This window comes from Azospirillum sp. 11R-A (genome assembly GCF_049472615.1).
Lineage (GTDB): Bacteria > Pseudomonadota > Alphaproteobacteria > Azospirillales > Azospirillaceae > Azospirillum > Azospirillum palustre.
Genome location: NZ_JBCEBL010000006.1, coordinates 1 through 21,432, shown reverse-complemented (window position 1 = coordinate 21,432; position 21,432 = coordinate 1). Strand labels below are relative to the sequence as shown.

At 71.1% G+C, this 21,432-nt stretch carries 10 protein-coding genes; all 10 read left to right on the top strand.

Annotated elements, in window-relative coordinates; genetic code table 11:
- The first annotated feature begins 37 nt into the window (after positions 1–37).
- Positions 38–2,305: a TonB-dependent siderophore receptor gene (locus VH569_RS10915; RefSeq protein ID WP_423315352.1), complete on the top strand. Its 2,268-nt coding sequence runs from the start codon at positions 38–40 to the stop codon at positions 2,303–2,305.
- Positions 2,306–2,324: 19 nt separating this feature from the next.
- The gene (locus tag VH569_RS10910; RefSeq protein WP_423315351.1) at positions 2,325–3,248 is read left to right on the top strand and encodes an ABC transporter substrate-binding protein; all 924 of its coding nucleotides are present in this window, start codon (positions 2,325–2,327) and stop codon (positions 3,246–3,248) included.
- 4 nt (positions 3,249–3,252) lie between these two features.
- A complete protein-coding gene (gene fhuB / locus VH569_RS10905; RefSeq protein WP_423315350.1) occupies positions 3,253–5,247 on the top strand; it encodes a Fe(3+)-hydroxamate ABC transporter permease FhuB in 1,995 nt (664 codons plus the stop codon).
- The gene (locus VH569_RS10900; protein ID WP_423315349.1) at positions 5,247–6,344 is read left to right on the top strand and encodes an SIP domain-containing protein; all 1,098 of its coding nucleotides are present in this window, start codon (positions 5,247–5,249) and stop codon (positions 6,342–6,344) included. The genes fhuB and VH569_RS10900 overlap by 1 nt, the downstream gene beginning before the upstream one ends.
- A gap of 71 nt (positions 6,345–6,415) precedes the next feature.
- Positions 6,416–7,153 carry an ATP-binding cassette domain-containing protein gene (locus tag VH569_RS10895; RefSeq protein ID WP_395456408.1) on the top strand — a complete coding sequence of 246 codons (738 nt, stop codon included), beginning with the start codon at positions 6,416–6,418 and terminating at the stop codon, positions 7,151–7,153.
- Positions 7,154–7,317: 164 nt separating this feature from the next.
- Complete coding sequence (locus VH569_RS10890) at positions 7,318–7,533, top strand: MbtH family protein (protein ID WP_423315348.1); 216 nt, start codon at positions 7,318–7,320, stop codon at positions 7,531–7,533.
- Positions 7,530–8,279: a thioesterase II family protein gene (locus VH569_RS10885; protein WP_423315347.1), complete on the top strand. Its 750-nt coding sequence runs from the start codon at positions 7,530–7,532 to the stop codon at positions 8,277–8,279. The genes VH569_RS10890 and VH569_RS10885 overlap by 4 nt, the downstream gene beginning before the upstream one ends.
- A gap of 15 nt (positions 8,280–8,294) precedes the next feature.
- On the top strand, positions 8,295–9,305 hold the full coding sequence (locus VH569_RS10880) for a TauD/TfdA family dioxygenase (RefSeq protein WP_423315346.1): 1,011 nt from the start codon (positions 8,295–8,297) through the stop codon (positions 9,303–9,305).
- A 130-nt stretch (positions 9,306–9,435) separates the two neighbouring features.
- Positions 9,436–16,209 carry an amino acid adenylation domain-containing protein gene (locus VH569_RS10875; protein WP_423315345.1) on the top strand — a complete coding sequence of 2,258 codons (6,774 nt, stop codon included), beginning with the start codon at positions 9,436–9,438 and terminating at the stop codon, positions 16,207–16,209.
- A partial coding sequence (locus VH569_RS10870) for an amino acid adenylation domain-containing protein (RefSeq protein ID WP_423315344.1) occupies positions 16,206–21,432 on the top strand: 5,227 nt, incomplete at its 3' end. The genes VH569_RS10875 and VH569_RS10870, both read left to right, overlap by 4 nt.

Sequence of the window (21,432 nt, the reverse complement as noted above, 5' to 3'; positions counted from 1 at the left end):
GAACCCGTCGGATAGAGCTTCAGTTGGGGGAACTGTGATGGAGAGTGAGGTTGGCGCGGCCGGATCGGCCGGTCGTCTGGCGACGGGCAGGCACGGGCGTTTGAAATCCTTCCTGCTGGCGACGACGATGGCCGGTCTGGCGCTGCTGGCGAACCAGCCGGCCGGTCTGGCGCAGCAGGCGACGAACGGCGGCCAGGGCAGCGGGCAGGCCACCAGCGGAGAGGCCGCCACCGGCGCCGGCATTGTTCTGGACCCGATTTCCGTTCAGGGAGTCGTCGGTGGCACGGAGGGTTATGTCGCCACCCGCAGCGCCGTCGGCACCAAGGTCGAGACGCCGCTGGTCGAAATCCCCCAGACGATCTCCGTCGTGACCCGCAAGGAGCTGGACCAGCGCGCGGTGCAGGATTTCGCGGGTGCGGTCGCATACTCGCCCGGCATCGCCGTGGTCGATTATCCGGGCGGCCCCGGCGCCCCTGATTTCTCGATGCGCGGCTTCCGCGACTTCAACCTGTTCGGCATCTACCGCGACGGCCTGCGTGCCGGCTTCAACAACTACGACACCAATTTCGAGCCCTACGGGCTGGAGCGCGTGGACGTCGTGAAGGGCCCGTCGTCGGTCCTGTTCGGCCAGACCTCGCCCGGCGGCGTGGTGAATCTCACCACCAAGCGGCCGACCGACAGGCCGCTGCACGAGATCGAGCTGCAAACCGGCAGCTATGACCGCCGTCAGGCCGCCTTCGATTTCGGCGGGCCGGTGGATGGCGACGGCAAGGTGCTGTACCGCCTGACCGGCCTCGGCCGCCTGTCCGACACCCAGGTCGACCATGCGCCCGACGATCGCTTCTACATTGCGCCGGCGGTGACCTTCAAGCCGACCGACAAGACCAAGATGACCCTGCTCGCCAGCTATCAGAAGCTGAAGATGAGCGGGGCGGAACAGAGCATTCCCCGCGATGCGATGGGCCAGATCGGCACCGATCTCTTCTTCGGCATTCCCGGCTATTCCGACTGGAAGGTGCAGAACACCACCGTCGGTTACGAGCTGGAGCATGAGATCAGCCCGAACTGGACCTTCCACCAGAATGCCCGCTACATGCATTCGAAGGTCAACTTCGTCAGTGCCTTCAGCACCGCCTGGCCGGTGGAGCTGGTGAACGGGCGCGATTATCCGGTCGGGGTGCAGGACCGTCCGAAGACGACCGAGACCTACCTGCTCGACAGCAACGTCCAGGGCAAGGTGCAGACCGGCGCGGTGTCGCACACCATCCTGGCCGGCGTCGACTACGGCTACTACATCGGGCGGGAGACGCGGCGCAACTCGCTGAACGAGCTGGTGATCGACGTTCTCAATCCGAGCTATCCGGGGACCGATTTCCTCTATGGAAACCCCTGGGTGGACGGCAAGAGCAACCTGACCCAGATCGGCGCCTACCTCCAGGACCAGCTGCGCTACGACAACTGGATCCTGACCCTCAGCGGCCGCCAGGATTGGGTGGTCGACAAGGAGACGGACAACCTGTCCAGCAGCTCCCAGACCGCGCGCGATCATCATTTCACCGGCCGTGTCGGCCTGGGCTATGTCTTCGACAATGGCATCGCGCCCTATGCCAGCTATGCGACCTCCTTCCAGCCGACCACCGGCACCTACGCGCCGCAGCGCGGCGGCGGCACCTTCAAGCCGACGACCGGCACCCAGTACGAGGTCGGCGTGAAGTACCAGCCGAACGGCTGGAACAGCTTCATCTCGGCCTCGCTCTACCACATCACCCAGCAGAACGTGGTCACCAACGACCCGGTCTACAGCGGCTTCGCGGTGCAGGACGGCGAGATCCGCAGCCGCGGCATCGAGCTGGAAGGCAAGATGGAGCTGACGGAGGAGCTCAGCCTGATCGCCTCCTACGCCTTCGTCGATGCCGAGATCACCAAGGACAATCCGGCCGTCGGTTCCAGCGCCAGCTCGGTCGGGCTGCGTCCGAAGGGGATTCCGCGCCACATGGCCTCGGCCTGGGGCGACTACACCTTCAAGTCCGGTCCGCTCACCGGCCTCGGCTTCGGGGTGGGCGCGCGCTATGTCGGCTCGTCCAAGAATGCCGGCAACACCGAGACCATCCCGGATTACACGCTGGCCGACGCCGCCGTCCGCTACGACCTGGGTGCCCTGCGGTCCGAACTGCAGGGGGCCAGCGTGGCGCTCAACGTCAGCAACCTGACCGACAAGAAGTACTATTCGGCGGGCTTCTACGACAACACGGTGCTCTACGGCAACCGCCGCCAGGTCCTGGCGACGCTGAAGTACAGCTGGTAAGGCGGGACCGTTGCCGCCGATGCCCGAGATGACCGGCGCCGTCGACCGGCGCCGGTTCCTCCATGCCGCCGCCGCGTTGCCGCTCGGTCTTCTGGCCGGCGGCGCACGGTCGGCGGAGCCGAGGGCGGACGGCGGGGTCTGCGCGCTCGATTGGACGAGTGCGCAGGCGCTGCTGTCCCTGGGCATCGTTCCGCATGGCTTGCCCGAGATCGACCGCTACCGCCGCTCTGTGATCGAGCCGGCGGTGCCGGACGGCGTTCCGGACATCGGCGCCAGGGCGGAGCCGAACCTGGAGCTGCTCGACCGGCTGGCGCCGGCACGCTTCGTCACCGATGGCATGCTGTCGGCGGTGCGCGGCCGGCTGGAGTGGATCGCGCCGCTGACCCTCTATCAGTCCTTCGACACGGGATCGGGGGAAGGGCAGGGGACGGAAAATGGGCGGAACGGTCAGCTCGCCTTCGCCATTGCCTCCCTGCGCCGGTTGGCCGGCGAACTGGGGGTGTCGGAGGCGGCGGAGCTTGCGGTCGCGCGGTTCGAGCGGGCGCTGGACGAGGCGCGGGCGCGCCTGTCCGGCGTGACCTTGCGCCCTCTCTATGTTCTCAGCGTCCTCGACGGGCGCCGCGTCCTCATCCATGGGCGCAACAGCCTGTATCAGGATCTCCTCGACCGGTTGGAGATCGAAAATGCCTGGACCGGTCCCAGCGGCCCCTATGGCCACGCCACCGTGACCATGGACCGTCTGACCGGCCGTCCCGATGCCGAACTGGTCAACATCGGCAGCGAGGGAAAGCGGGCGCTGGAGGCGCTGGCCGACCTGCCGCTGTTCGCCGGGCTGCCCTTCCTGCGCGAAGGCCGGGTCACCATCCTGCCGCCCATCCTGTTCTATGGCGGCGTCCCGACGGCGGAGCGTTTCGTCCGTCTGCTCGGCGAAAGGCTTGCCTAACGCCATGGCTGACACCGCGATCCCGACCCCGTCCCGCCGGTTCGGTCCCGTCTGGCCGGTGACCGGCCTGTTCCTGCTGGCCGGGCTGGCATCCTTTCTGGTGCTCGGCCGGCAACTGCCGCCGGAGCTGTGGTGGAGGGCGCTGGTCGATCCCGATCCGGCGCGCCTCGACCAGCTTGCCGCCCACTATGTCCTGTTCCCGCGCTTCGCGGTCGCCCTGATGGTCGGGGCGGCGCTGGGGCTTGCCGGCACCATCCTGCAGCAGGTTCTGCGCAACCCACTGGCCGAACCCGCCACGCTCGGCATCGCCGCCGGCGCGCACCTGTCGCTTGCCGTCGCCACCCTGTGGCTGCCGGACGCGCTGGCGCTGGGCCGGGAATGGGTCGCGCTGGCCGGTGCCGGACTGTCGGCGGCGGCGCTGCTGGCGCTGTCCTGGCGCAAGGGGCTGTCGCCGGTCACCGTCGTGCTGGCCGGTCTCGTCCTCAGCCTCTATGCCGGATCGGTCAGCGGCGTGATGGTGCTGTTCAACCACGACCTGCTGATCGGCCTCTTCCTGTGGGGCGCCGGCTTCCTCGACCAGCAGGATTGGGGCATGGCCGCCTTCCTGGCGCCCCGGCTGGCGGTGCTGGCCGTCGCCGCGGCGCTGGTCCTGCGCCCGCTGGTCCTGCTCGGCCTGGGGGAGGGCGGGGCGCGCAGCCTGGGGCTGTCGGTTGTGGGCGCCCGTCTGGCCGGATTGCTGATCGCGGTGATGCTGGCCGCCCTCACCGTCGCCGCCGTCGGCGTGGTCAGTTTCGTCGGGCTGGCCGCCCCGACCATCGTCGGCATGGCCGGCGCCCGCCGGCTGGGGCAGCGGATGCTGTGGGCGCCGCTCTGCGGTGCCGCCCTGCTGTGGGCGACCGACGCCCTGGTGCTGATGGCGCCGGTCACCTACCGCGAATTGCCGACCGGCGCCGTCACCGCGGTCCTGGGCGTGCCGATGCTGCTGTGGCTTCTGCCGCGGCTGCGGACCTCGGCGCCGCCGGTCATGTCCGCCGCCGCCCAGCCGCCGCGCGCCTCCCGGCCCGCCCTGGTGCTTGCCGGCGCTGCCCTGCTGCTGCCCCTGGCCCTGTGGATGGCGGTCGCCTTCGGTCCCGGTCCGGACGGCTGGGGCTGGAGTTCCGGTGGCGATCTCGCCGCGCTGGCACCCTGGCGGCTGCCGCGGGCGCTGGCAGCGCTGTCCGGCGGGGCCATGCTTGCGGTCGCGGGTGCCATGCTGCAACGGATGACCGGCAATCCGCTGGCGGCACCGGAAATCCTCGGCGTCTCTTCCGGCGCGATCCTCGGCGTGATCGTGCTGATGTTCTCGGCGGATGCGCCGGAGCGTGGCGCGCAGATCGCGGCCGGCGGGGCGGGGGCGGTCGCGGTGCTGGCGGCGATGCTGGCGCTCGGCCGCAAGGACGGCTTCTCGCCCGACCGGTTGCTGCTGGCCGGAATCGCCACCAGCTCCATCTCCGGCGTCGTCGTCGCCGTCCTGATGGCCGGGCAGGATCCACGCCTGCAAACGCTCGTCACCTGGTTGTCCGGTTCGACCTACATGGTGGGATGGACCGACGGGCTGGCGGCGGTTCTGCTGGCGCTGCTCGCCATCGGCGCCATTCCCTTCGTCGCCCGCTGGCTCGATCTGCTGCCGCTCGGCGGCGGGGTGGCCGCCGCGCTGGGGGTCAGCCCGTCGCTCAGCCGGATCGCGCTGTTCAGCCTTTCGGCCCTGCTGACCGCGGCGGCCACGCTGATCGTCGGTCCGCTGAGCTTCGTCGGGCTGATGGGGCCGCATCTGGCCCGCATGCTCGGCCTGCAACGGGCGGCGGCCCACCTCGCCGGTTCCGCCATGCTCGGCGGCCTGATCATGCTGATGGCCGACTGGCTCGGCCGCAGCGTGATCTTTCCCTATCAGGTGCCGGCCGGGCTGCTCGCCTCGGTGATCGGCGGACCCTTCCTTCTCTGGCTGCTGGGACGGCGCTGATGCCCCGCTTCTCCTGCGATACCGCGATCCCTCACGACCGCCCCTCCGTTGCCGCGGACCGGCTGGTCGCCGCCGCCGAGCCCTACGGCCTGACCTTCACCCGCGAGGGCGAAACCCTGGTGGCGAGCGGTCCATTCGGCCGGCTGGCTCTGACCGTCGGGGCCGACGCCCTGCATCTGCGGGCGGAGGCGGACGACCGCGGCCTTCTGGAGCGCCTGCGCGCCTCCGTCGGCGAACAGCTGGTCGGTCTGCTGGGGGAGGACGTCGCCATCGTCTGGACCGGCGATGTGGAGACCGGACCGCTCTTCGCCGATTTCCGCGAGATCCGTGTCGCCGCCGTCCGGGACCTGACGCCGCGCCTGCGCCGCGTCACCTTCCGTGGCCATGACCTTGGCCGCTTCGCCACGGCGGACAACCTGCACGTCCGGCTCTATCTGCCGCCGGCCGGATCGGAGACGCCGTCCTGGCCGCGCCCCGGCCCCGACGGACGGCCGCTCTGGCCCGAGCCGGACCGGCGTCCGGCGGTCCGCTACTACACCCTGCGGCGCATCGATGCCGCTGCCGGCGAACTGGACATCGATTTCGTTCTTCATGCGGACGATACGCACTCCGATGGCGCTCCGGGGGCCGACTTCGCCCGGCGGGCCCGGCCCGGCGACCTCTGCGGCATGTCCGGTCCCTGCGGGCTCGGCATCCGTCCGGCGTCCTGGTACCTGCTGGCCGGCGACGAGACGGCGCTTCCCGCCATCGCCCGCATCCTGGAGGAACTGCCGGCCGACGCCCGCGGCATCGCCCTGATCGAGGTGGAGGACGCGGCGGACGAACTGCCGCTTCAGGCGCCCGCCGGTGTCTCCGTCCATTGGCTGCACCGCCGGAATGCCGGGATTGCGGGGCCGCTGGTCGAGGCGGTGCGCGCCCTGACGTTGCCGTCCGACCCGGCCGCGCCGTTCGCCTGGGTGGCCTGCGAGTTCGACGATCTCGCCGTCCTGCGCGACCATCTGCGTGGACGCGGCATCGACCGCGACCGCTTGCTGACCGTCGCCTACTGGCGTCGCACCCCGCCGGCCGCCTCATCAGACCGCAGGACTTCCGCATGACGTCTTCGACTGCGTCCCCGACAGCGCCCCCATCTGTACCGATGTTCCGTCTCGAAGGGGTGAGCTTCGCCTTGCCCGGCCGCCTCCTGCTCGACCTGCCGTCCTGCGACCTGCTTCCCCGCCGGGTGACCGCACTGATCGGCCACAACGGCTCCGGCAAATCGACCCTGCTGAAGATCCTCGCCCGTCAGCAACACCCCAGCGGGGGGCGGGTTCTGTTCGACGGCCAGCCTCTGGACCGCTGGAAACAGCGGGCGCTCGCGCGCCGGATCGGTTACCTGCCGCAGCACATGCCGCCGGCCTCCGGGCTGCTGGTGCGGGAGCTGGTGGCGCTCGGCCGCTATCCCTGGCATGGCGCTCTTGGCGCCTTCCGGGCGGAGGATGCCCGCAAGGTGGAGGAGGCGCTGGTGCTGACCGACACCGCGCGGTTCGCGGACCGTCTGGTGGACAGCCTGTCGGGCGGCGAGCGGCAGCGGGTTTGGCTGGCCATGCTGATCGCGCAGGATGCCGGGTGCCTGCTGCTGGACGAGCCGATCTCGGCGCTCGACGTCGCCCATCAGGTGGAGGTGCTGGCGCTGGTCCGCCGGCTGTCGCGGGAGCGCGGCATCGGGGTGATCGCGGTGCTGCACGACGTGAACATGGCCGCACGCTTTTGCGACGACATCGTCGCTCTGCACGGCGGACGGCTGATCGACCGCGGCACGCCGGCCGAGATCATGACCTCTGCCCGGCTGGGCGCCATCTACGGGCTGCCGATGGCGGTGATCCCCCATCCGGAGTCCGGGGAGCCCGTCGGGCTGGTCCGTTGACCGCCGCAGCACCCCTCGCATCGGCTGTTGCGAGGGAATCGCAAAATCCTCCTAACGATTCGCCGCGCTGCTTCGTCCATTAGGGCAGGAGGGCGCCGGGCGCGGACCGCATGAGCGGCCGGACCGGAATGCCGCCCCACTCCCGACAGTGAACGAGGACAGCGATGGCGTTCGACCGCGAGGACATCACCTTCAAGGTGCTGGTCAACCACGAGGAACAATATTCCATCTGGCCGGACTACAAGGCGGTTCCGGCCGGCTGGCGCGAGGCGGGCAAGAGCGGTCCCAAGGCCGATTGCCTCGCCTACGTCGAGCAGGTGTGGACCGACATGCGGCCGCTCAGTCTGCGCCGCCAGATGGACGAAGCCACCGCGCGATGACGTCCGCGACCGCCCCCGTCCCCGGTCGCGCGGCACCACCGGCGATGCGGCTGTTCTGCCTTCCCTATTCCGGCGCCAGCGCGATGGTCTATGCGCGCTGGAAACGCCTCGTGCCGTCCTGGCTGGAGGTGGTGCCGGTCGAATTGCCGGGCCGAGGCCGGCGGATGGACGAACCCCCCAGGACCGACCTGACAGCGCTGGCCGCCGAACTGGCGGACGAGCTGGCTCCACAGGCGCAGGGCCCCTTCGCCCTGTTCGGACACAGCCTGGGCGGTCTCCTCGCCTTCGAACTGGCGCATGCCCTGCGCGGGCGGGGGCGGGGGCAGCCGCGGGTGCTGTTCGCGTCGGCCGCCGCCGCTCCCAGCCGGCGCGAGGACGGGCGTTGGGCCGAGCCGCTGGACGATGACGGGCTGATCGCCGAGATGCGCCGCCTCAGCGGCACGGCCGAGGAGGTGTTCGGCAACCGCGACCTGCTGGAGATGGCCCTTCCGGTCCTGCGCGCCGACTTCCTGCTGTGCGGCCGCTACGCCTACCGTCCCCGGCCGCCGCTGGACTGCCCGATCCGGGTGTTCGGCGGCACGCAGGACGACATCGCCGCCGACCGGTTGCAGGCGTGGTCGGTAGAGACGCGGGGGGGCTTCACCCTGGAGATGTTCGACGGCGACCATTTCTTCCTGCGCGCCCACGAGCGTCCGCTCCTCGACCGGCTGGCGGAAGGCTTGGGCGGAATCGCCGCGACCGCCTGAATTCATGAGGGTCCCATGGCCGAGCCTAGTTTCACGATCGAAGACTTTCCCCATGCGCGCGGCGGCCTGCCGCTGCTGGTGCGGGCGCGCGATCCGCAGGTGGATCTGCTCGACGCCTTCGCCGCCGTGGAGCCGCTGGTGCGCGACTGGCTGCCGCGCTGTGCCGGCATCCTCTTCCGCGGCTTCGCGCTGGGTCCGGCCCCAGAATCCGCAGCGAATTCCGCAGCGAACTCGGTAGAGCGCTTCCGCGCCTTCGCCGCCGCCTTCGGCCATCCGTTGCTGAGCTACGAGTTCGGCTCGACCCCGCGGACCAACGTGACGTCGGGCGTCTACACCTCCACCGAATATCCGGCCGACCAGCACATTCCCCTGCACAACGAGCAGGCCTACACCCGCGACTGGCCGATGCGCATCTGGTTCTGCTGCGTCCAGGCGGCGCCGGTCGGCGGCGAGACACCGATCGCCGACAGCCGGGCGATCCACCGCCGGATTCCCGCCGACATCCGCGAGCGGTTCGAACGGCGCGGCCTGATGTATGTCCGCAACTACGGCAACGGGCTGGACGTGCCGTGGCAGAAGGTCTTCAACACGGAGGACCGCGCGACGGTGGAGGCCTATTGCCGCGACCACCGCATCCTCTGCGACTGGAAGGAGGATGGCGAACTGCGCACGCGCCAGATCTGTCAGGCGACCGCCCGCCATCCGGTGACCGGGGAGCCGGTGTGGTTCAACCAGGCCCATCTCTTCCACGTCTCCAACCTTCCGGAGGAGGCGCGGTCGGCGTTGCTCGACATCCTCGACGAGGAGGATTTGCCGCGCAACGTCTACCACGCCGACGGCGGTCCCATCGATCCGGCCGACCTTGCCGCCATCCGCGCGGTCCTGGCCGACGAGACGGTGCTGTTCCCGTGGGAGACCGGGGACGTGATGATGCTCGACAACATGCTGGCCGCCCATGCCCGCACGCCCTTCAGCGGGCCGCGCAAGGTCGTGGTCGCCATGGCCGAACCCCATTCCGCCGATTAGCGGCATCGCCGGCGGGACCGGGACCGGTGTTCCGGGACCGACGTTCCGCCCGGGCCGCAATCGCAGTCATCGACCGTTCCGCCCCATGGCTTGGCCGGGGGCGTGCCCTTCTGCCTGCACAGGTGATCCCATGGACAACCGTTCCGATGCCGCCCCCCTTTCGACGGTCTCTGCCGTGCGCAAGCCCGCAGGGGCGTCGGTCGACAGGTCGGTCGAGACGCTGGTCGACACACTGGTCGGGCGGGCCGCAGAGACGCCCGGCGGCATCGCCCTGCGCTTCATCGCCGAGGGGACGGACGATCCGCTCAGCTATGCGGAACTCGACCGGCGGGCCCGGGCCATCGCCGTCCGCCTGCGCGCGCGGGCCGGGCTTGGCGACCGCGCCGTTCTGCTGCTGCCGAGCGGCCCGGACTATGTCGCGGCCTTCTTCGGCTGCCTGTATGCCGGCGTCATCGCCGTGCCGGCCTATCCGCCCGAATCGGTGAGGCCGCAGCATCTGGCCCGGCTCCAGGGCATCCTTGCCGATGCGCAGCCGCGCTTCATCCTGACGGATTCGATCCTGTACGACACGCTGCTGGAGGCTTGCCGGGCCATGGCGGGCGGTGACCGGATGCCTGAACTGCTGGCCGTGGACAGGGTGGACGGCGGGCTTGCCGGCGACTGGTCGATGCCGCCGCTGTCCGGCGACGATGTCGCCTTCCTGCAATACACCTCCGGCTCGACCTCCGCGCCCAAGGGGGTGCGGGTGAGCCACGGCAACCTGATCGCCAACGAGCGGCTGATCCGCGGCGGTTTCGGCATCGGGCCCGACGACTGCATCGTCAGCTGGCTGCCGCTGTTCCATGACATGGGCCTGATCGGCGGTCTGCTGCAACCGATCCACGCCGGCATTCCCTGCGTGCTGATGTCGCCGCGCTATTTCCTGGAACGGCCGCGGCGCTGGCTGGAGGCGATCGGCCGCTATGGCGGCACCATCAGCGGCGGGCCGGATTTCGCCTTCCGCCTGTGCTGCGAGCGCATCGCCGACACGGCGCTGGAAGGGCTGGACCTGCGGTCCTGGCGCCTTGCCTTCTCCGGTTCGGAACCGATCCGTCCCGACACGCTGGCCCGTTTCGCCGAGCGCTTCGCCCCGGTGGGTTTTGACCGCCGCTCCTACTTCGCCTGCTACGGGCTGGCCGAGGCGACGCTGTTCGTCACCGGCGGCCGGCGCGGGCAGGGCATCACCCTGGCGCCGTTCGATGGGCCGGAATTGGCCGCCAACCGGGCCTTGCCCCCGGGTGAGGCCGCGTCGGCGACCGTGCTGGCCGGCTGCGGCCATGTGCAGCCCGATCATCCCGTGCGGCTGGTCGATCCGGCCGGCGGCTCGGAAGTCGGCGAGGGGACGGTCGGCGAGATCTGGGCCGGCGGACCCAGCATCGCCGACGGCTATTGGCGCAACGCGGAAGCGACGGCCCGCAGCTTCGTCGAGCGCGACGGCACGGTCTGGCTGCGCACCGGCGATCTGGGTTTCCTGAAGGATGGCGAGCTGTTCGTCACCGGCCGTCTCAAGGACATGCTGATCGTGCGCGGCCAGAACATCTATCCGCAGGATCTGGAGCGCAGCGTCGAGGAGGAGGTCGAGGTCGTCCGCAAGGGGCGTGTCGCCGCCTTCGCCGTCGAACAGGATGGCCGTGAGGGGATCGGCATCGCCGCCGAGATCGGCCGGACGGTGCTGAAGCTGGTGACGCCGGAGGCGCTGTGCGGCGCCATCGCCGCCGCGGTGGCCGACGCCTGCCAGGAGGCGCCGGTGCTGGTCGCCCTGCTGGAGCCGGGCGCCCTGCCCAAGACCTCCAGCGGCAAGCTGCAGCGTTCCGCCTGCCGGTCCCTGCTCGACGCCGGCGAACTGCCGGCCTTCCACGTCCAGCGTCGGGGAGACGCCGTTGCGGCGACGGACACCCCGGTCAATCTGCGGGCCGCCCGCAGCCTGACCGGACGGGAAAGCGAGGTCGCCACGGTCTGGTCGGAGGTTCTGGGAACCGCCGTCACCGATGCCGGCGCCCATTTCTTCGCGCTGGGCGGCAATTCGGTGTCGGTGGTGCAGGTGGTCGCCCGGCTGCGCGAACGGTGCGGACTGGCGGCCGACGTCGCCGACCTGTTCCGTCACCCCACCCTGTCGGACTTCGCCGCCCGGCTGTCCGAGGCGGGTCCCGCGACGATCCGGGCGATGGCTCCCCGGATGGGCGGGGAGGAGCGCATCGCCGAACCGTCGGCGGCCCAGGCCCGCATGTGGTTCAACTGGAAGCTCGACCCGCGGGACTGCGGCTACACCATTTCCGGGCGGGTCCAACTGCGCGGGCCGCTGCGCCGCGATGCCGTCCAGGCGGCGGTGGACCTGCTGGTCGGGCGCCACGAGAGTTTGCGCACCGTCTTCCGCGAGGAGGCCGGCCGCCCGGTGCAGGTGGTCCGCCCCGCCGGGACGTTGCCCGTCGCCGTCCGTTTCGCCGATCTCTCCGGCGATGCCGGCCGCGACGGCGCGCTGCGCCGCCTGCTGGAGGAGGAGGTCCGCGCCCCCTTCGATCTGGTGGAAGGCCCGCTGATGCGGGTGCAATCGATCGCCTGCGCCGACGACGATCATCATCTGCAGGTCAGCCTGCATCACGCCATCGCCGACGGCTGGTCGATGACTGTCCTGCTCGACGAGTTCGGCGAGGCCTATGCCGCCTGCTGTGGCGGCAGGGCGCCCGAGCTGCCGGCGCTGACCGTCCAGTATGCCGACGTCGCCCAATGGCAGCGCGACCTGCTGGAGTCGGGTGAGGGCGCCCGCCAGCTTGCCTATTGGGCTGGCCGGCTGGGCGACCGCCATCCGGTGCTGGACCTGCCCGCCGACCGACCGCGTTCCGCCGGTGGCAGCCAGCGCGGGGCGGCTGTCCATTGCGTCATCGACGACGGGCTCGCCACGGCCTTGCGTGGGCTGGCACGGCGGATGGGGGTGACGCTGCCGACCCTGCTGCTCGCCAGCTACACGGCTCTGCTGCACCGCTATTCCGGCCAGGACGACATCCGTGTCGGCTGCACGCTGGCCAACAGGCGCAGTGTGGACAGCGAAAGGCTGATCGGCTTCTTCGTCAACATGGCGGTGCTGTGCGCCGACCTGTCGGACGATCCGGCCTTCGACATGCTGCTTCGCCGGGTCGGCGAGGCGGCACTCGATGCCCAGGCCAACCAGGATCTGCCCTTCGACCGGCTGGTCGAGGAGCTGCAACCGCAGCGCGACCTTGCCCATCATCCGCTGTTCCAGGCCGCCTACGACCATCAGTGGCAGCGGCTGGACGGCCTCGACCGGTTGCCGGGCCTGCGGGTGGAGGCCGTCGAGCATCTCCAACTCGCGACGCAGTTCGACCTGATCCTGCACACCACCGAGCGGGCCGGTCCGGGTGGAAGCGGTCCTCTCGGCGCCTTCTTCACCTACAGTCTCGACCTGTTCGAGCCGGAGAGCGTGGAGCGGATGGCGCGGCACTGGCTGACCCTGCTTCGCGGCATCGTCGCCGATCCGGCGCTGCCGGTCAGCCGTCTGCCGTTGATGGACGAGGCAGAGACGGCGGCGCTGGTCGCCGGCTGGAACGATCCCGCCCGCAACCCCGCCCATCCGCCGGCACCGCTTCCGGTCGACGCCCCCGGCCTTCATGCCCGCATCGCGGCCCAGGCGCACCGGCATCCCGATGCCCCGGCCGTGACCTGCGATGGCCGGACCCTGAGCTATGGCGAACTCGACCGCCGCAGCGACCGGCTGGCGTGGCAGCTGCGCTCACTGGGTGTCGGACCGGACCGGCTGGTCGGGCTGGCGGCCGACCGCTCCTTCGACCTGATCGTCGGCATGCTCGGCATCCTGAAGGCGGGCGGCGGCTATCTGCCGCTCGACCCCTCCTATCCCGCCGACCGTCTGCTTTACATGCAGGCCGACAGCGGCATCGGGCTGGTCGTCACCCAGGCCCATCTGCGCGATGCGCTGCCGCTGGCCGACGGCGTGCGGGCGATCTGCGTCGGCGAGGAGCCCGACGCGCCGGACGGGCCGCCGCCAGACCTGGGCCGGGCCGGATCGCTCGCCTACTGCATCTACACCTCGGGATCGACCGGCCAGCCGAAGGGCGTGGCGATCACCCATGCCAATGTGCTGCGGCTGTTCGAATCCTGTCCGGCGGACCTGCGCTTCGACGGGCGCGACGTCTGGGCGCTGTTCCACTCCTATGCCTTCGACTTCTCGGTCTGGGAAATCTTCGGCGCCCTGCTGCATGGCGGGCGGCTGGTGGTGGTGCCCTACTACACCAGCCGGTCGCCGGCCGACTGCTTCGCCCTGCTGCGGGACGAGGGAGTGACCGTCCTGAACCAGACGCCTTCCGCCTTCCGGCAGCTGGTGCCGGTGGCGCTGGGTTCGCCGCGCGATGCCCTGTCGCTCCGGCTGGTGGTGTTCGGTGGCGAAGCGCTGGAGATGGAAAGCCTGCGCGGCTGGTTCGAGCATTTCGGCGACAGCCGTCCGCGGCTGGTCAACATGTACGGTATCACCGAAACCACCGTCCATGTCACCCATCGTCCGCTGACCATGGCCGACCTGCCGAAGTCCGGGCAGGCAACGGACCAGCCGGAGGCCGGCGCCCCGGTCGGCATGCCGCTCGGCGACCTGCGCTGGTACTTCCTCGACCGGCATCTCCAGCCGGTTCCGCCCGGCGTGGCGGGTGAGATCCATGTCGGCGGAGCCGGGCTGGCGCGGGCCTACCTGAACCGTCCCGCCCTGACCGCCGGGCGCTTCGTCGCCGATCCCTTCGGCGGATCCCATGGCGATCCGGGCGATCCGGGCGATCCGGGCGGGCGCCTGTACCGCAGCGGCGACCTCGCGCGCTATTGGCCGGATGGCCGGGTCGAGTATCTCGGCCGCGCCGACCAGCAGATCAAGCTGCGTGGTTTCCGCATCGAGCCGGGCGAGATCGAGGCGGCGGTCCGCCGCCAGCCCGGCGTCGCCGATGCCGCCGTGCTGCTGCGCGGCGACGGCGGCGACCGCCGGCTCGTCGCCTATGCCGTCGCCGACGAGGAGGCGCTGCGTGTCCGGCCCGAGGAGCAGCGGGGCGATCTGGTCGGGCAGTGGAACACGGTGTTCGACGGCACCTATTCCCGCGCCGAAGCGGCGACGGGGCCGAGCTTCACCGGCTGGAACGACAGCTACGACGACCGGCCGATCCCCGAGCCGCAGATGCGGGAGTGGCTGGATGCCACCGTCGCGCGCATCCTGGCCTTGAAGCCGGAACGGCTGCTTGAGATCGGCTGCGGCGTCGGTCTGCTGACCCAGGCGGTGGCGCCGCGCTGCGCCGTCTATCACGGGACCGACTTCTCAGCACAGGCCATCGCCGATCTCGGCGCCTGGGCGGCCGGGAAGCCGGAACTGGCCCATATCCGGCTCAGCCGGCGCGAGGCCACCGATTTCGGCGGGATGGACGAGGGCTTGATGGGCGAAGGTGGAGTGGAGGAGGGCGGCTACGACACCGTCGTCATCAACTCCGTCGCCCAGTATTTCCCCGACGGAGACTATCTGCTGCGCGTTCTGGAGGGTGCGGTGCGGGCCCTGCGGCCGGGCGGGCGCATCTTTCTGGGTGACCTGCGGCCGCTGCATCTCCAACCGCTGTTCCATGCGTCGGTGGCGCTCTGGCGGGCGGAAGCGCAGGCGAGCCCCGCCCAGCTGCGCGCCCGCGTTGCCCGCGCCATGGCCGAGGATGGCGAACTGCTGTTCGCTCCCGGCTTCTTCCAGGCGCTGCGCGGCCGGATTCCGGAGATCGGCCGCATCGACCTCGATCTGCGTTGCGGCCGGGCCGACAATGAGCTGACCCACTACCGCTTCGACGCGGTCCTGCATGTCGGTGCGGAGGATCTGCGTCCGGCCGGCGGCTGGCGCGAGGCCGGGGAGGATTTGACCCGTCTCGACCGCCTGCTGGCGGAGGAGCGGCCCGCCGGCCTGCGGATCGTCGGGATCGCCAACCGCCGGCTCGCCCGCGACCTTGCCGTCTGGATGGCGATGTCCGGCGCCTCCACGCCCGCAGCGGGTGCATTGCGGGAGCGGATCGATCGGCTGGACCCCGCCGGCGCCGATCCCGACGCCTACCGGGCGCTTGCCGAGGCGCACGGCTACCGCGCCCGCGTCGGCTGGAGTGTCGGTCCGGGCGGTGCCGGCGATGCGGAAGGCCGCTTCGACGTGGAGATCTTCGATCCGGCCCGGCTGGAGCGTCACCCCATCGGGCCGGAACCGGCAGTTCCCGATGGCTGGCGCACCCAGTGCAGCGACCCGCTGCTCGCCCGGCAGCGGCGTCAGTTCGCGCCGCGTCTGCTGTCCGCCCTGCGCGGCAGCCTGCCGGCGCATATGGTGCCTTCCCAGATGCTGCGTGTCGACCGGCTGCCGCTGACCGTCAACGGCAAGCTGGACCGCGACCGGCTGGCCGATCACGACCAGCCCATGCAGGTGGCGACCGCCGCCCATGTCCCGCCGGAAAGCCCGGTGGAGCAGGCGCTGGCCGCCATCTGGGCCGAGGTGCTGGGTGTCACCCGCGTCGGCCTGGACGACGACTTCTTCGAACTGGGGGGCCATTCGCTGCTGGCGACCCAGGTGGCCTCGCGCATCGTGGCCGATCTGGGGGTGACGCTGGATATCCGCACCCTGTTCGAGGCGACGGGCCTGCGCGGCCTCGCCCGGCGGGTGGAGGAGCGGCGCGCCGCCACCGAGCCCGCCGCCGCATCCGCCATCGAAGACGAACTGGCCGCCGCGCTGAAGGCCATCGAAGGCCTGTCGGAGGCCGAACTGAACGCGCTCGCGGATGCCGCCCAGACCGGCGGTCCCCAGACCGGCGGCGCCCAAACAGACAGTGCAAACACGGGGATCGCCCGATGACCAGCAGCCCGTCCACCCCCTCCCTGCCGTCCTCGCTCGACGGTCTGTCGCGCAGCCAGCGCCGGGCGCTCGCCGCCGTCCTGGCTGCCAAGGGCATCGACATCCACACCCGGTTCCCGATCCCCCGCGCGGACCGCTCGCAGCCGCTGCCGCTCTCCTATGCGCAGCAGCGGCTGTGGTTCCTCTGGCGGATGGATTCCGGTGGGGCGGCCTACAACATTCCCGGCGCCATCCGGGTGACCGGCCCGCTCGACCCCGCTCTGCTGGAGGCGGTCTTCGCCCATCTGGCCGACCGGCACGAGGCGCTGCGCACCATTTTTGCCGAGCGCGACGGCCACCCCGTCCAAATCATCCACCCCCGGCTGACGCCGGTGCTCGCCAGCATCGACCTTTCGGCGCTTGCCCCTGCCGACCGCGAGATCCGCGCGCGGGAACTGGCGCGCGTGGAAGCTCTGACCCCCTTCGATCTCGGCAACGGTCCGCTGATGCGCCTGACGCTGGTGCGGCTGGCGGCGGAGGAGCATCTGCTGCTGGTCACCCTGCACCACATCGTCGCCGACGGCTGGTCGGTGGAGCGCTTCCTGGCGGAATTCGCCCGCAGCTACGACGCTCTGCGGGCCGGCCGGCAGCCGGACCTGCCGGCGCTGCCGATCCAATATGCCGACTACGCCCAGTGGCAGCGCGACTGGCTGGAGGCCGGGGAGCGCGACCGGCAGCTCGCCTACTGGCGCGACCGGCTCGGTACCGGGCATCCGGTGCTGCCGCTGCCGCTCGACCGGCCCCGGCCGGCGGTGTTGGGCGCCCATGGCGGCACGGTGGCCTTCCGGCTCGGCGCAGAGCGCAGCCGCGACCTGAAGGCGCTGGCCCAGGCCCGCGGCGTCACGCCCTTCGTGCTTCTCCTGGCCGCCTTCAAGCTGCTGTTGATGAAGCACAGCGGCGAGACCGACCTGCGGGTCGGCGTGCCCTTCGCCAACCGCAATCGCATCGAGACGGAAGGGGTGGTCGGCTTCTTCGTCAACACCCTGGTCCTGCGCAGCGGGCTGAACAGCCGCGAGAGCTTCGGCACCCTGCTGGCCCGGCTGCGCGACACCGCGCTGGAGGCCCAGGCCCACCAGGATCTTCCCTTCGAGCAGCTGGTCGAGGCGCTCCAGCCCGAACGCAGCCTGAGCCACAACCCGCTGTTCCAGGTGAAGTTCAACTACGGTTTCGACACCTCCACCCTGCCGGCACCGGAGGGGCTGCGGCTGGCGCCCGAGCCGAACGAGTTCCTGGGCGCCCATTTCGACCTGGCACTGGATATCGCCGACGCTCCGGATGAGTTGCACGGCTCGATGACCTATGCCCGCGACCTCTTCGAAGCCGCCAGCGTCGAGGGGCTGGTCGCCGACTATTGCGGTCTGCTGGACGCCGTCCTGCGCCAGCCCGACGCCCCGCTGTGGCGCCTGCGCCCTTCGGGTTCGGCACCGGCCGGCGAAAGCGGCGGCTGGCGCGATCCGGCGCCGGGCGTTCTGGAGTTGTGGAACGCCCGTGTCGAAGCCGATCCGGAGGCCGTCGCGGTGTGCGGCGGCGAACGGACGCTCACCGTCCGTGCGCTGGACGGGTTGGCGAACCGGCTGGCGAATGCCCTTCGCGAAGCCGGGATCGGGCCGGGCGACCGGGTCCTGCTGGGCTTCGAGCGATCCTGCGGCCTGATCGCGGGGCTGCTCGGCGTCATGAAGGCCGGCGCCGCCTATGTGCCGCTCGATCCGTCTCAGCCGGCGGAGCGGTTGCGCCGCCTCGCCCTGTCGAGTGGCGCCCGCTGTACCGTGGCGGCGGGAGCGACGCTGGCCGCAGCCGGGGCCACCGGGTTGTCCTGCCTCGACCTCGACGGTCCGCACGTCGCATCCCAGCCGGACGGCTTCGATGGCCCGGTCCCGGCCGGGGCGCTTCCGGCCTATGTCATCTACACCTCCGGCTCCACCGGCGAACCCAAGGGCGTCGTTGTCAGCCATGGCGCGCTCGGCAGCTATCTGCGCGGCGTTCTGGAGCGGCTGGCGGTGCCGAAGGGCACCTCGATGGCGATGGTCTCGACCGTTGCCGCCGACCTCGGGCATACGGTGCTGTTCGGCGCGCTCTGCCATGGCGGCGCCCTGCATCTGGCCGACGATGCCACCGCGCGCGATCCCGACCGCTTCGCCGCCTGGATGGCGGGCTGCGGCGCCGGGGTGCTGAAGATCGTGCCGAGCCATCTGCGCGGCCTGCTCCACGCCGCCCGCGCCGCCGACGTTCTGCCTCGGGACCTGCTGGTCCTGGGCGGCGAGGCCTGCGACGGCGGGCTGGTGGAGCGGCTGCGGCGGCTGCGGCCGGGCCTGCGCGTGCTCAACCATTATGGCCCGACCGAGACGACGGTCGGCGTTCTCACCCACGAGGTTCCGCCCGCTTTCCCCGCCGTCATTCCGCTCGGTTCCCCCCTGGCCAACGTGCGCGCCTGCGTGCTCGACCCGGACCTCGAGCCGGTGCTCGCCGGTGCCGCCGGCGAGCTTTATGTCGGTGGCGACAGCCTGGCCGATGGCTATCTCGGCCAGCCGGCGGTGACGGCGGCCCGCTTCGTTCCCGATCCGCAACCGCGCCGGCCGGGCGACCGGCTCTACCGTACCGGCGACCGGGTCCGCCTGCGCCGGGACGGGCTGCTGGAGTTCGTCGGCCGCCTCGACGATCAGGTGAAGATCCGCGGCCATCGTGTCGAGCCGGGAGAGGTCGCCCGCGTCCTCAAATCCCTGCCCGGACTGGCGGACGTGCTGGTGATCGCCGGCACCGCCGTTCATGGTCCGGCCGCCGGGCAACTGATCGCCTACTGCGTGCCGTCCGCCGACGCGCCCGATATCGCGGCCCTGCGCGAGGCCGCCGCCGGCCTGCTGCCGGACCATATGGTTCCGGCTCATTGGCTGGTGCTGGACCGGCTGCCGCTGACCGCCAACGGCAAGCCGGACCGCAAGGCGCTGCCGGTGCCGGCCGCCGCCGAACCGGCATCCCAGACGGCGATGACGGAGACGGAGCAACGGCTCGCCCAAATCTGGGCCGAGGTCCTGAAGCGCGAGACGGTGGATGCCGGCGCCAGTTTCTTCGCCATGGGCGGGGATTCGATCCTCAGCCTCCAGCTGATCGCCCGCGCCCGCAAGCAGGGGCTGAAATTCACCCCGAAGCAGCTGTTCGAGGCCCAGAGCATCCGCGCGCTCGCCGCTCTGCTGGACGGACGGCCGCAAGCACGGCCGCAAGAAACCGCTCCGGTCCTGTCGCCGGCCCCGGTATCGCTCCCGGTATCGGTGGCGGGGCCACAGGCCGGACCGGAGGAGGCGGCGATTCCCGCAGTGCCGAGCGGCGAGAGCCTGCCCTTGTCCTCCACCCAGCGCCGCCTGTGGTTCCTGTGGCGCCTCGATCCCGTCAGCACGGCCTATACCATCTCCACGGCGCTCCGCCTGCGCGGCCGGCTCGAACCCGAAAGCCTGCGGCGGGCCTTCGCGCTGGTGTCCGGGCGGCACGAAACCCTGCGCACCCGCTTCGTCGAGCGGGGCGGCGAACCCCGGCAGGTCATCGACGCCGATGCCGCCGTCGATTGGACGGTCGAGACGCTGGAGGATGCCGGTCTGCTGGATGGCCGGCTGCGCGGCGAGGCCGCCCGCCCCTTCGACCTGGAGCGGGGGCCGTTGCTGCGCCTTCGCCTGTTCCGTCTGCCGGACGGGGACGGGCACGCGCTTTCCCTGGCGATGCACCACATCATCTCCGACGGCTGGTCGATGAACGTCCTGGTGGATGAGATCGCCCGTGCCTATGCGCTGTTGTCGGCCGGTTTGCCGGCTGCACTGCCGCCGCTGCCGCTCCAGTATGCGGACTATGCCGCATGGCAGGAGCGGTGGATGGAGTCGGCCGAGGCGCGCCGGCAGCTCGATTATTGGCAGGGGCGCCTGGGAGGCGAGCAGCCGGCGCTCGACCTGCCGGCCGACCGTCCGCGCCCGCCGATGCAGAGCCATCGCGGTGCGGCGGTGGAGTTCGAGCTGGACGCATCGCTGGTCGCCGGGCTGGCTGCCGTCGGGCGGGAGCAGGGGGCGAGCCTGTTCATGGTCCTGCTCGCCGCCTTCGCCGCCCTGCTGCACCGGCACAGCGGCCAGCGGGACCTGCGGATCGGCGTGCCGACCGCCAACCGCGGCCGGGTCGAGCTGGAGGGGCTGGTCGGCTTCTTCGCCAACACCCAGGTCCTGCGCATCGAACCCGATGGGCGTCTGCCCTTCGACCGCTTCCTGGCGCTGGTGCGTGACGAGGTTCTGGCGGCCCAGGGCAACCAGGAACTGCCTTTCGACGCCCTGGTGGAGGCCTTGCAGCCCGACCGCAGCCTCGACCGCAACCCGCTGTTCCAGGTGATGGCCAGCCACAGCCGTCCGCGCTCCGACGCGCTGCGCCGCCTGCCCGGCCTGGACATCGCCGAGCATCCGCGGCTGCACCACGCCGCCCAGTTTGACCTGTCGCTGCACAGCGAGGAGCAGGCCGACGGCTCGCTGCGCGCCACCCTGATCTATGCCACCGACCTGTTCGACGAGGACACGGTCCAGCGCTTCCGCAGCCATTTGGAACGTATCCTCCACGGGGTGGCGCAGGCGCCCACGGTCACGCTGGGCTATCTGCCGATCCTCGACGCCGCCGACTGGCCGGATGTGCTGCCCCGTGCCAGCCATCCCGCCGGTCCCCTGGTGCCGGAGCTTATCTCGGAGCAGGCGGGTCTGCATGGCGGGTGTCCCGCGGTGAGCTTCGGCGGCCGGACGCTGAGCTATGCCGAGCTGGAGGCGCAGGCGAACCGGCTGGCCCACCGGCTGCAGGCGCTGGGCGTCGGCCCGGAGGTGACGGTCGGCGTCGCCGCCGAACGCTCGCTGGAACTGGTCGTCGGCCTGCTGGCGGTGATGAAGGCGGGCGGCGCCTATCTGCCCCTCGACCCGGAGCTGCCGCCCGCCCGCCTTGCCGCCATGGCCGCGGACGGCGGCATCGCCCTGCTGCTCACCCAGTCCCATCTTGCCGGCAGGCTGGGCGGCGAGGTGCTGCCCGAGGCTGTCCGCCTGCTGCTGCTCGACGCCGAGGACACCGACGCCGAGAACATCGGGGGACTGCCGGACACGCCGCCCGCGGCCGGGCTGCGGCCGGAGAACCTCGCCTACCTGATCTACACCTCCGGCTCCACCGGCACGCCCAAGGGGGCCG

What these genes read in the sequence shown, in the direction of transcription:
- VH569_RS10910 (WP_423315351.1), top strand. Translation starts at nt 2,325, where the DNA reads ATGCCCGAGATGACCGGCGCCGTCGACCGGCGCCGGTTCCTCCATGCC.
- VH569_RS10915 (WP_423315352.1), top strand. Translation starts at nt 38, where the DNA reads ATGGAGAGTGAGGTTGGCGCGGCCGGATCGGCCGGTCGTCTGGCGACG.
- VH569_RS10890 (WP_423315348.1), top strand. Translation starts at nt 7,318, where the DNA reads ATGGCGTTCGACCGCGAGGACATCACCTTCAAGGTGCTGGTCAACCAC.
- VH569_RS10875 (WP_423315345.1), top strand. Translation starts at nt 9,436, where the DNA reads ATGGACAACCGTTCCGATGCCGCCCCCCTTTCGACGGTCTCTGCCGTG.
- VH569_RS10900 (WP_423315349.1), top strand. Translation starts at nt 5,247, where the DNA reads ATGCCCCGCTTCTCCTGCGATACCGCGATCCCTCACGACCGCCCCTCC.
- fhuB (WP_423315350.1), top strand. Translation starts at nt 3,253, where the DNA reads ATGGCTGACACCGCGATCCCGACCCCGTCCCGCCGGTTCGGTCCCGTC.
- VH569_RS10885 (WP_423315347.1), top strand. Translation starts at nt 7,530, where the DNA reads ATGACGTCCGCGACCGCCCCCGTCCCCGGTCGCGCGGCACCACCGGCG.
- VH569_RS10880 (WP_423315346.1), top strand. Translation starts at nt 8,295, where the DNA reads ATGGCCGAGCCTAGTTTCACGATCGAAGACTTTCCCCATGCGCGCGGC.